Genomic DNA, 10,610 nt, shown 5'->3' with positions numbered 1-10,610 from the left:
CCTGCCGCCTGATTGTCGGCGGCGACGGGCGGGTGTTATACCTGCGCGGCAAGGCGTAAAAATATATAGCCATCCACCGAAAATTTCAGACAAGGCACGCCGCTGAAGGCAGTACGCGGTTGTACGGCGCGGGGTTTCCCTAAAAAATGGCTCCGCCATTTTTTAGGGTGCCCGGTCAGACGACGCAACACCGTATGAGGCTTTCGGTGGATGGCTATAGAAAAACCCCGCCGTTTGGCGGGGTTTAACGTTGTAGTACTGGCATTATTTATTGCAAGGCGCTGATGCCCTGGCTGGCAAGCGTCGCGGCATCTTCGTTGCGCCCCATCGCGCGCAGTGATTCGACGAGGCGGTTCAGTGCCGCCTGGGCGCGGTCGCCGTTCGGTTGCGCCTTGAGGTAGGCGCCGAGGTAGCGGCTCGCCATGTCGTAGTTGCGCTGCATATAGTAGGCGTCGCCAAGCCAGTACTGTGCCAGCGCCGCTTCGGGGCCGCTGGCACCGCTGTTGAGGTATTGTTCAAAGGTACCGATGGCGCCGTTCAGGTCGCCGGCGCGGTATTGGGCAAGGCCTTCTTCGTAGCCGCCGCCGGTGCTGTTTTGTGCAGCGGGTGCGGCTTCGCCCCGGCGCGGGGTGACGACGGCATTGACGCCGCTCGGCAGGCGTGCGCCTTTGCCGACTTCGTCAAGGCGGGTTTGCAGTGCAACCTGGTCGGCTTCCAGTTTTTTCAGGCGGGTGCTGAGGTCATTAACCTGGCGCTGGGTGGCGGCGTATTGTTCGGGGTCAATGGTGGCGCAGCCGCTGGCGAGCAGGGCGAAGGTGATGAGGGCAAGGGTGTGGCGCTTCATGGCGGCTCCTTAGTAAACGATGACGGCGCGGCGGTTCTTGGCGTAGTCTTCTTCGCTGGAACCGAAGGCGGCGGGGCGTTCTTCGCCGTAGCTCATCACGCGCATTTGTTGTGGCGAGATGCCTTCGGCGACGAAGCGTTCTTTGACGGAGTAGGCGCGGCGTTCGCCGAGGCCGATGTTGTATTCGCGTGTGCCGCGTTCGTCGGTGTGGCCTTCGAGTACGACTTTGGTCTGCGGGTGGGCGCGCAGGTATTTGGCGTGCTCGCGGATGACGGCTTCGGAGCGGCTGTCAATGGCGCTGCTGTCAAAGGAGAAGTAGATGATGCGGTCTTTGTCCGCCGATTGTGGCCCGCCGACGACGTTCACGCCGTATTGCGGGTCGTTGTAGTAGTCGGCGGTGCTGGCGCTGCCGCGACCAAAGCTGTTGTTGTTGCCGTAGGTGGTGCCGTCGCCGTAGCCACCGAAGCCGTTTTCTTGTCCGGCGTTTTCGCCTTCTTCGAGGCCGTAGGGGCTGGAGCAGGCAAAGGCCAGCAGGCTGAAGATGATGAGTCCGAGGGTTTGTTTGTATTTCATGGTTTTTGGGTTCCTTTTTTGTCTTCAGGTTTTGTTGGAAAGGGTTGTAGGTGTTTTCTGTTCAGGGGGAAGGATGCGGTTTTGTTTTTGCCCCGCCACGGGGGCGGGGCGTGTTGTTTTTATGGTTTGGGAACGGTGCGCTTCAGGGCTGCGGGCGGGTGTCTGGTCCCCAGGCCGGGTCGCGCAGGCGGCCATTGCTGTCGGAGAGGGTTTGCGCGACGCCACCTTTGCTGTTGATGATTTTCAGCACGGATCTGCCGCCTTCTTTGGTGGCGTAGATGATGAGTTGTCCGTTCGGGGCGAAGCTCGCGCCTTCGTCAAGGCGACCGCTGGTGAGTGCGTCAAAGCGTTTGCTGGCAAGGTCGTAGGTGCCAATCTGGAAGCCACCGCCGCTTTGGCGTGTCAGCACGAGTGAGCTGCCGTCCGGCGAGAGGTCGCTGTTGGCGCTGTAGCCGCTGCCGGAGACGACGCGCTCGGCACCGCCGCCGTTGCGGCTCATGCGGTAGATTTGCGGACTACCAGAGCGGTCGGAGGTGAAGTAGATGTAGTTGCCGTCTGGCGAGAAGGCGGGTTCGGTATCAATCGCCGCGTGGTCGGTGAGGCGGGTTTTGGCACCGCTGGCGAGGTTTAAGAGGTAGATGTCCGGGTTGTTGTTTTCGGACTGGACGAAGGCGAGGTAGCCGCCGTCCGGCGAGAAGGCCGGGGCGCTGCTGATGCCGTCGCCCTGGGCAACGACGCGGCTGCCGCCGCCGATTTCCTGGATGACGACTTGTGCGTGGTGGTTGGCGTAGGTGACGAAGGCAATGGCGCGGCCGTTCGGCGCCCAGGATGGCGAGAGGATGGGTTCGTTGGAGGAGTAAACGGTACGGCGGTTGGCGCCATCAACGTCAGAGACGAGCAGCGAGTAGCTGCGCGCGCCTTTGGCGCCGCCCTGTTCGAGGACGTAGGCAAGCTGGGTGCCGAAGACACCGCGTTTGCCGGTGAGGCGGTAAAGTATCCAGTCGGCGGCCTGGTGCGCCAGTTGGCGTGCGTCGGCATCATGCAGGTTTTCGTTGGCGAGTTGTGAGGCGCTGTTGACGTCGTTCAGCACGAATTGGCCGGCGTTTGCGCCCTGCATCATCCCCATGACGACGTAGTCGGCGCCGGCCTGTTTCCACGCGGGATACTGAATGGCGGCGGGTGATGCCGGGTTTTCCGGGAAGGTTTTGGGGTCAAGCGGCTGGAACAGCCCGGTCTTTTGCAGGTCACTAGCGATGAGGTAGTCCATTTTGACGCCCGGATCGCCCTGTACCGGCAGGATGGCGATGGGGCGCGCCGCCACTTGTGCGCCGGAGACGTTGACTTCGACTTGTGCCTGCGCGGCAGTCCACGGCAGGAGGAGGCAGAGGCCGAGCAGCTTCCATTTTTGGCTATTTTTCATGTGGGTTCACCTTTTGGTTGTGGGTTGCGAGGAGCGCGGCATTTTAGCAGTTTGTCGCGCGGTTGCAGGCTTTTACGCCGGTTGGTGCGGGGTTTCGGGGTCATGGGTCAAATTTGGTGATGATGCCGTCGGAGACCAAGGCTTCTACCGCGCCGGGGTGTTTGGGCATCGGCAGGGGTGAGGCGTCGTGTACGGCGCGCAGCGCGGCGTCGTCAAACAGTTTGTAGCCGCTGCTTTGTTTGATGCTGGCTTTGACAACGTTGCCGCTGCTGTCGAGTTTGACGAAGATTTTGACGGAGAGGTTTTCCGGGATGTTCGGCGGCAGGCGCCAGTATTTTTTCATCCGCGCGCCAAGGGTGTTGACGCCAAAGTCTTTGAGGGCGGCAACGGCTTCGGCGCTTTCTTTGCCTTTGGCGTCAGCTTCGAGTTCGGCTTGCAGCGCGGCCATCGCTGCTTTTTTGTCCGCCTCCGCCTTGGCTTTGGCGGCTTCGCGTTCGGATCGGGCTTTTTCGGAGGCAGCTTTGGCAGCGGCTTCTTTGGCCGCTTTTTCGGCGGCTTCTTTTTCGGCTTTGGCTTTTGCCGCCGCTTCTGCTTTGGCGGCTTTTTCGGCTGCCGCTTTTTCCGCTGCTTCTTTGGCGGCGGCTTCTTTTGCGGCTTTTGCGGCAGCAGCTTTTTCAGCCTTGGCTTTTGCCGCAGCTTCTGCTTTGGCAGCAGCGGCGGCTTCGGCTGCTTCTTTGGCAGCCGCTTCTTTTGCTGCTTTGGCAGCCGCCGCTTTTTCAGCCTTGGCGGCAGCGGCTTTGGCGGCTTTGTCTGCCGCTGCTTTTTCCGCTGCTTCTTTGGCTGCGGCTTCTTTTGCCGCTTTGACCGCCGCAGCTTTTTCGGCTTTTTCGGCGGCGGCTTTGGCTTCTTTTTCGGCTTTGGCTTTTGCCGCTTTTTCGGCTTTGGCCTTGGCGGCGGCCTCGGCTTTGGCTGCCGCTGCCTGTTCGGCGACTTCCTGGGCGGCGATTTCTTTGGCGCGTTTTTCGGCGGCTTTTTTCTCGGCCGCTTTTTCGGCTTTGGCTTTTGCTGCGGCTTCTGCCTTGGCTTTGGCCGCCGCTTCGGCTTTTTCTGCCTTGGCTTTTTCGGCAGCTTCTTGTTTGGCTTTGGCTGCCGCTTCAGCTTTTTCTGCTTTGGCTTTTTCGGCGGCTTCTTGTTTGGCTTTGGCGGCCGCTTCGGCTTTTTCTGCTTTGGCTTTTTCGGCAGCTTCTTGTTTTGCTTTGGCTGCCGCTTCGGCTTTTTCTGCTTTGGCTTTTTCGGCGGCTTCTTGTTTAGCTTTGGCGGCCGCTTCTTTGGCGGCAGCGGCTTTGGCAGCGGCTTCGGTACGGGCTTTTTCTGCCGCTTCTTGTGCGGCTTTGGCGGCGGCTTCTGCGCGCGCTTTTTCGGCCGCGGCCTTGCGTGCAGCGGCTTCTGCCTGGCGGCGTTTTTGTTCTTCGGCGCGGCGCTCGGCTTCGATCGCTTTGCGCTCGGCGTCGAGGCGTTCTTGTTCTGCCGCCTGTTTGCGGTTTTCGATGCGGTCGATGGTGTTTTTCAGGGTGGCGGCATCGACGATTTGGGTGTTGATGGCGGGGCGTATTTGTTCGCTTTTTTCGCCCGGCGGTTTTTCGCCGCTGATGTCCACCGGGTATTCGCGGCTCAAGAGGATGATGAGCGCCAGGGTGAGTAGGCCGATGCCGATGCCGGCCGCGCCACCGAGGTTGTCCTGGATGCGGTCGCGCTTCGGCGCGTGGTATTCGTTCACTGCGTGGTCTCCGCCGCGCTTTCCGGGGGTTGTTCGGTGACGAGGCCGACTTTCGGCGCACCCGCCTGTTGCAGGAAGACGATGCCGTCGATGACTTTGTTGTAGTTGGCGTTGGCGTCGCCCTGGACAAGGACGGGCAGGTCAGGGTGCGCGGTCATTTCCTGGTTGACGATGTCAACGATTTCTTCGGGTTGCAGCGGGCGGGTGCTGTCGCCCCGGTTGAAGTAGTAGTTGCCCTGGGCGTCAACGGTGAGGACGAGCGGCATGAGGTCGTTGCCCGCGTCTTCGGGCATTTCGATGACGTCGGCGGTGCTGTCGGGCAGGTCGATTTCGATGGATTGCTGGTGGATGAGCGGCGCGGCGATCATGAAGATGACGAGCAGCACGAGCATGACGTCGATGTAGGGCACGACGTTCATTTCGGCTTTGGCTTTGTGGCGGCGACGTCGGATCATGCGGGTTTTCTCGGTTGTGCCTGTTGTTGTTGGCGGCGCTGGTAGTCGCGCGCGATGATGATTTGGCGTTGCAGGAGGTTGGAGAATTCTTCGATGAAGGCGTCGTATTCGACGACGAGGCTTTCGGAGCGGGTGACGAAGTAGTTGTAGGAGAGGACGGAGGGGATGGCGGCGAGCAGGCCGATGGCTGTGGCAATCAGGGCTTCGGCGATACCGGGGGCGACGCTGGAGATGCTGGCGCTTTGTGCGCCGCCGATGGCGATGAAGGAGTTCATGATGCCGTACACGGTGCCGAGCAGGCCGATGTAGGGCGCGGATGAGCCGATGGTGGCGAGCAGGTTCAGGCCGCGTTCCTGACGCGAGCTTTCGCGGTTGAGCGCAGCGGTCATGGCGCGGCGGCAGTTGTGGACGATGACGTCAGGGTTGTCGAGGCTGTTGCCGTGGAATTGCATAAACTCGCGGAAGCCGTCGGTAAAGACGCGCTCGATGCTTTCGGGGTTTCGTTTTTCGTAGCCGGCGTAGAGGATTTCGAGGTCGCTGCCTGACCAGAAGGTTTTGTCAAATTGTTTGATTTTCTGGCGCAGGCGCAGGAACTGGACGTATTTTTTGCCGGTGATGAACAGGGTGGTGAGGAACATCATGAAGAGGATGAGCATGATGAATTTGACCGGGATGCTGGCATCACCGATGAGGCGGGAGACGGACAGGCCGGTTTCTGCGGTCGGGTGCAAGGGGGTTCTCCTGTTGGGGTTTGCGGGGTTGCGGTAGTGTAACGTTGGCGCGTCCGGGCAAGGTTACGGTTTGGGCATTTCCAGGCCGAGATGCGCATAGGCGCGGGCGCTGGCGACGCGGCCGCGTGGGGTGCGTTGCAGGTAGCCCTGCTGGATGAGGTAGGGTTCGACCACGTCTTCGAGGGTGCCGCGCTCTTCGCCGATACTGGCGGCGAGGGTGTCGAGGCCGACCGGGCCGCCGTCGAAGTGGTCAATGATGATGGTGAGCAGGCGGCGGTCGAGGTTGTCGAAACCGCAGTGGTCAATGGCGAGCAGTTCCAGCGCTTCATCAGCAATGGCGCGGGTGATGATGCCGCCGCCGCGCACGTCGGCGTAGTCACGCACGCGGCGCAGGAGACGGTTGGCGATGCGCGGCGTGCCACGCGCGCGTTTGCCGATTTCCACCGCGCCGTCGCGTTCCATCTTCACGCCAAGCAGTTCGCCCGCGCGCAGGACGACGGCGGTCAGCTCGCTTTCGCTGTAGAACTGCAAATGCTGGCTGATGCCGAAGCGGTCGCGCAACGGCGCGCTTAAAAGCCCGCTGCGGGTGGTGGCGCCAACGAGGGTGAACGGTTTGATGGGCAGGATGATGGAGCGCGCCGCCGGACCTTCGCCAATCATGATGTCAATGCGGTAGTCTTCCATCGCCGAATACAGCACTTCTTCCACGGCGGGCGAGAGGCGGTGGATTTCATCTATAAAGAGGACGTCATGCGCTTCCAGATTGGTCAGCATCGCCGCCAAATCGCCGCCCTTGTCGAGGATGGGGCCGGAAGTCTGGCGCAGGTTCACCCCCAGTTCGGCGGCGATGATGTTCGCCATCGTCGTTTTGCCCAGTCCCGGCGGGCCAAAGAGCAAGACGTGGTCGAGCGCTTCCTTGCGGGAAAGCGCCGCCTGGATGAAGATTTCCATCTGCGCTTTCAGCGCGCTTTGCCCGATGTAGTCGGCGAGGCGTTTCGGGCGCACGGCGCGTTCAACGGCCTGTTCGTCATTGCCGAGACTGTTGCCGTGAATAAGGCGGTCGGATTCAATCATGTCTTGAATTTCAGTTGCAGGGCGCGGCGGATAAGGGTGTCGGTGTCGGCGTCGTCATCGCCGACGCGCTCAATCAGTTGCGCCGCTTCCGCCGGTTTATAGCCGAGCGCAATGAGCGCTTCTTCGGCATCGAGCCGCGCCGACGCCGGACGCAGGATGCTGCCCTGCCCTGCCCCGCCCGCCGTGGGCAGTCTGCCGACGCGGTCGTTCAGCTCCATTAACAGCCGCTCGGCGGTTTTTTTGCCGACGCCGGGCAATTTCACCAGCGCGGCGCTGTCCTGCGCGCGCACGATTTGCGCCAGCATTTCCCCGTCGAAACCGGAGAGAATCAGCAGCGCGATTTTCGGGCCGATGCCGCTGACGCGGATGAGTTCGCGGAACCAGCCGCGCTGCTCCAGGGTGAGGAAACCGTAGAGAAAATGGCCATCGTCGCGCACCGCATGATGGACGAACAGCGCCGCTTCCTGCCCCTCATGCACCCGCTCCAGTACGGCCAGCGGCACCGCCAGTTCGTAGCCGACGCCGCCGGTTTCAAGAATCAGTTGCCCGGCCTGTTTGACCAGCACCGTGCCGCGCAGATAGCCAATCATTCACGCCTCCCAGGCGGTAGCCAGCCCCGCCAGTTGTTGCCGCCGCTGCGTTTGCAGGTGGTGCGCGTGCGTCAGCGCGACGGCGAGCGCGTCGGCAGCGTCGCTCTGGATGACACCGCTGCGGTTCAGCAAAATCTTCACCATGTGCTGCACCTGCGTTTTCTCCGCGCCGCCCTTGCCGACCACCGCCTGCTTGATGCTTTTCGCCGCGTATTCGGCGACGGGCAACTGCGCCAGCACCGCCGCGCAAATGGCAACGCCGCGCGCCTGCCCCAGTTTCAGCGCCGACGCGGGGTTTTTGTGGACGAAGATGGCTTCTATCGCGAATTCCTGCGGGCGGTAAGTGCGGATAAGCTCGCTGATGCCCTGATGAATCATCATCAGGCGCAGCGGCATTTCTTCGTCGGCGAGGCGGATGCAGCCGCTATCAACGTAGCGCACCTCCTGCCCGCTGACATCAATAATGCCGTAGCCGGTGACGCGCGAGCCGGGGTCAATGGCAAGCACACGGCGGGACAACGCCATGATTTAGCCTGCGAAATCTTCCGGGAAATCGGCGTTGGTATAGACGCTCTGCACGTCGTCCAGCTCCTCCAGCCGCTCAATCAGGCGCATCACCTTGTCGGCGTCATCGGCGGAGACGGGCGAGAGATTATCAGCACGCATCGTCACCTCGCTCTCGTCCGGCGTATAACCGGCGGCGACCAGCGCATCATAGACGGCGGCATAATCGGCAGGGTCGGTCAGCACCTCGGCGCCGTTCTCGTCAATCTCCAAATCGGCAGCGCCCGCTTCAAGCGCGACCTCCATGAAAGCGTCCTCGTCGGCGACCTGCTCAAAGAACAGCACGCCGCGCTCGGTGAACTGAAACGCGACCGAGCCGGACGTGCCGAGATTGCCGCCCGCCTTGGTGAAGGCATGGCGTACCTCGCCAACGGTGCGGTTCTTGTTGTCGGTCAAACAATCGACCATCACCGCGACCCCGCCCGGCCCGTAGCCCTCATAGCGGATTTCCTCCATCTGCGCGCCTTCCAGCTCGCCCGCACCGCGCTTGATGGCGCGCTCCATCGTGTCCTTGGTCATGTTTTCCGCCTGCGCCTTGGCAATGGCGAGACGCAAACGCGGATTGCTGCTGGCATCCGAACCGCCGTGGCGTGCAGCAATCGTCAGCTCGCGGATGAGGCGGGTGAAGACCTTGCCGCGCTTGGCATCTTCCTTTGCTTTCTTGTGCTTGATATTTGCCCATTTACTGTGACCGGCCATAAATTCCTCTTAAATTGATTGGATTACGAAAAGGCGCGCATTCTATTACGCGCCCCGCACGAATGCCAGCCACCACGCCTGCCACGGTTTTCAACGCCATTTACATACACGATCCCCGCTATCGTGTATGTAAATTGTAGGGCGGGTCTTGACCCACCATGACGGAACACGCGGCTTTAACGGTGGGGCAAGCCCCACCCTACAACTGAAGCCGCTCACTATTTACATACACCTTCCCCGCTATCCTGTATGTATAGCCGGGCATAACAGACTATGCCTTGCCCCGCCCGCTGTGCATCAGCGCCATGCCGCCGATGGTGAGCGCGCCGCCGCTGACAAGCGACAGGGTCAGCGGTTCGCCCAGCCACCCGGCGGCAATCAGCACGGCGAAGAACGGAATAAGCGTCATGTAGGCGGCAGCATTGCCCGCGCCGAGGGCGGCGATACCCTCGAAATACCAGAGATAGCAAAGCAGGGTGGCGCCGAGGGCGAGCGCCAGCAGCGTTGCCCAGACCGGGGGCGCGACGTGTGCGAGGCTTGCCCATGCCGCCGTGCCTTCGCTGGCGAGGCTGATGACAAAGAGCATCGCGCCGCCGATGAGGGCGGTGGCCGTGGTGGCGGTGAGCGCGTCGATGCCTGTCAGCACGCGCCTGCCGAGCAGCGAGTAGCTGACCCAACAGGCGACGCAACCGAAAATGAGCCATTCACCCGCGCCGATGGTGGCAAACAGCAACAGAGGATTGCCGCGCGCGGCGACGATGAGCGAGCCGCCGACCGCCAGCGCCATGCCGCAGAGAATGCGACGGTTGAGCCGTTCGCCGAACAGCCACGCCGCGCCGAGCATGGTCAGCGCCGGGTTGATGGAGAAGATGACGGCGGCGCGTCCGGCGCCGATATGGCGCAGGCCGAGCATGAAGAAGATGGCGTAACCGCTGACGCCGCAGGCGGCGGCGAGCGCAAGTCCCGCCCATTGGCGGCGGTTGAGGGCGGTGAGCGCGCGCAGCCGGTCGCGATGGTACAGCCACAGCAGCAGGAAAACGGTGGATATCAGGAAGCGCAGGCTGGCGGCGGTGAGCGGCGGCATCGCCTGGGCGACGATGCGTCCCCACGTCCATGCCGCGCCCCAGATAAGCGCCATGCCAAGCAGTTGCGCGTGAATGCGCCAGATGTGCGGTTTCATAACGGTCTCCAACCAACGAGGGCGGGCATGATACGCCTTTTGCCATCGCCCGTTGCCGCCTACCCTCTTGCAAACCGCGTGCAGATAGCCCCGCCCTTCCGTATCCTTGCGCCTTTCCCCCAACCGGAGCCCTCCCATGATCCCAACCATCAACCGTAGCGGTTGGTACTCCTTCTTTTTCATTCTCGGCCTGCTCGCCCTGCTGGCGGGCAGTTTTTATGGCGCCATCCTGCTGCTCTTTGCCGGCGTTCCCATGTGGCTGGCACTTGGCTTTCCCGTGCTGATCGGCGGCTACATCAACCTGTGGGCGTGCGGCTACAAATCATGGGCGACACCCCGCTGCAAGCCGCACCGCGCGAAGACATCGCAGGCGACATGGGCGGCATCATCGACCGCGTTTCCGATTACTACAACTTCAGCGACGCCCTCGGCTACTCCTTCCTCTTCTACAGCACGCAGATGACCGCGAAAAAAACAATCAAACTGCTCAACATCGACGGCATCGCCCCCAACCACGCCAACATCCGCGCGGGCCGCTATCCCTTCACCAACGACTTTTACGCCGTGACCGTCGCCGGGCGCGAAAGCGACAACGTGCGCCAATTGCTGGCATGGGTACAATCGCCGCAAGGGCAGGAGCTGGTGCAAAAAACTGGCTACGTGCCGTTTACCGAACCACCCTCCCCTACCCCCTGAACCCGGA

12 protein-coding genes are annotated in these 10,610 nt (G+C 61.9%); 1 reads left to right on the top strand and 11 read right to left on the bottom strand.

All coding sequences use genetic code 11. From position 1 onward, the window contains the following. Nucleotides 1-268: 268 nt before the first annotated feature. The 11 genes from ACO54Z_RS02360 to ACO54Z_RS02310 form a co-directional block, all read right to left on the bottom strand. On the bottom strand, nt 269-844 hold the full coding sequence (locus ACO54Z_RS02360) for a tetratricopeptide repeat protein (protein ID WP_485995570.1): 576 nt from the start codon (nt 842-844) through the stop codon (nt 269-271). 9 nt (nt 845-853) lie between these two features. Then, the gene (pal, locus tag ACO54Z_RS02355) at nt 854-1,417 is read right to left on the bottom strand and encodes a peptidoglycan-associated lipoprotein Pal (protein WP_298080472.1); all 564 of its coding nucleotides are present in this window, start codon (nt 1,415-1,417) and stop codon (nt 854-856) included. Nucleotides 1,418-1,559: 142 nt separating this feature from the next. After that, nucleotides 1,560-2,837 (bottom strand): Tol-Pal system beta propeller repeat protein TolB, encoded by a 1,278-nt coding sequence (gene tolB / locus ACO54Z_RS02350; RefSeq protein ID WP_485995569.1) that lies wholly within the window; start codon nt 2,835-2,837, stop codon nt 1,560-1,562. A gap of 100 nt (nt 2,838-2,937) precedes the next feature. Further along, nucleotides 2,938-4,614 (bottom strand): cell envelope integrity protein TolA, encoded by a 1,677-nt coding sequence (tolA, locus tag ACO54Z_RS02345; RefSeq protein ID WP_485995568.1) that lies wholly within the window; start codon nt 4,612-4,614, stop codon nt 2,938-2,940. Beyond that, nucleotides 4,611-5,069, bottom strand: coding sequence for an ExbD/TolR family protein (locus ACO54Z_RS02340; RefSeq protein WP_298080469.1), 459 nt, complete (start codon nt 5,067-5,069; stop codon nt 4,611-4,613). Before ACO54Z_RS02340 ends, tolA begins: the two co-directional genes overlap by 4 nt. Continuing rightward, nucleotides 5,066-5,800, bottom strand: a complete 735-nt coding sequence (gene tolQ / locus ACO54Z_RS02335; RefSeq protein WP_298080468.1) for a protein TolQ — start codon at nt 5,798-5,800, stop codon at nt 5,066-5,068. The genes ACO54Z_RS02340 and tolQ overlap by 4 nt, the downstream gene beginning before the upstream one ends. Before the next feature lie 63 nt (nt 5,801-5,863). After that, on the bottom strand, nt 5,864-6,874 hold the full coding sequence (gene ruvB, locus ACO54Z_RS02330; RefSeq protein ID WP_485995567.1) for a Holliday junction branch migration DNA helicase RuvB: 1,011 nt from the start codon (nt 6,872-6,874) through the stop codon (nt 5,864-5,866). After that, entirely contained in the window at nt 6,871-7,464 is a 594-nt protein-coding gene (ruvA, locus tag ACO54Z_RS02325) for a Holliday junction branch migration protein RuvA (protein WP_485995566.1), read from the bottom strand. The genes ruvB and ruvA overlap by 4 nt, the downstream gene beginning before the upstream one ends. Then, complete coding sequence (gene ruvC, locus ACO54Z_RS02320) at nt 7,465-7,989, bottom strand: crossover junction endodeoxyribonuclease RuvC (protein ID WP_485995565.1); 525 nt, start codon at nt 7,987-7,989, stop codon at nt 7,465-7,467. It lies immediately after the preceding gene. Between the two features lie 3 nt (nt 7,990-7,992). Then, nucleotides 7,993-8,727 (bottom strand): YebC/PmpR family DNA-binding transcriptional regulator, encoded by a 735-nt coding sequence (locus ACO54Z_RS02315; protein ID WP_485995564.1) that lies wholly within the window; start codon nt 8,725-8,727, stop codon nt 7,993-7,995. Between the two features lie 271 nt (nt 8,728-8,998). Beyond that, complete coding sequence (locus ACO54Z_RS02310) at nt 8,999-9,907, bottom strand: DMT family transporter (RefSeq protein ID WP_485995563.1); 909 nt, start codon at nt 9,905-9,907, stop codon at nt 8,999-9,001. A 324-nt stretch (nt 9,908-10,231) separates the two neighbouring features. On the opposite strand from ACO54Z_RS02310, the gene ACO54Z_RS02305 reads away from it, so the two are divergent. Further along, nucleotides 10,232-10,603, top strand: a complete 372-nt coding sequence (locus tag ACO54Z_RS02305) for a PstS family phosphate ABC transporter substrate-binding protein (RefSeq protein ID WP_485995562.1) — start codon at nt 10,232-10,234, stop codon at nt 10,601-10,603. The last annotated feature ends 7 nt before the right edge of the window (nt 10,604-10,610 follow it).

The sequence above is a fragment of the Cardiobacterium sp. genome (genome assembly GCF_057314735.1).
This window is presented reverse-complemented; position numbering and strand designations above follow the sequence as displayed.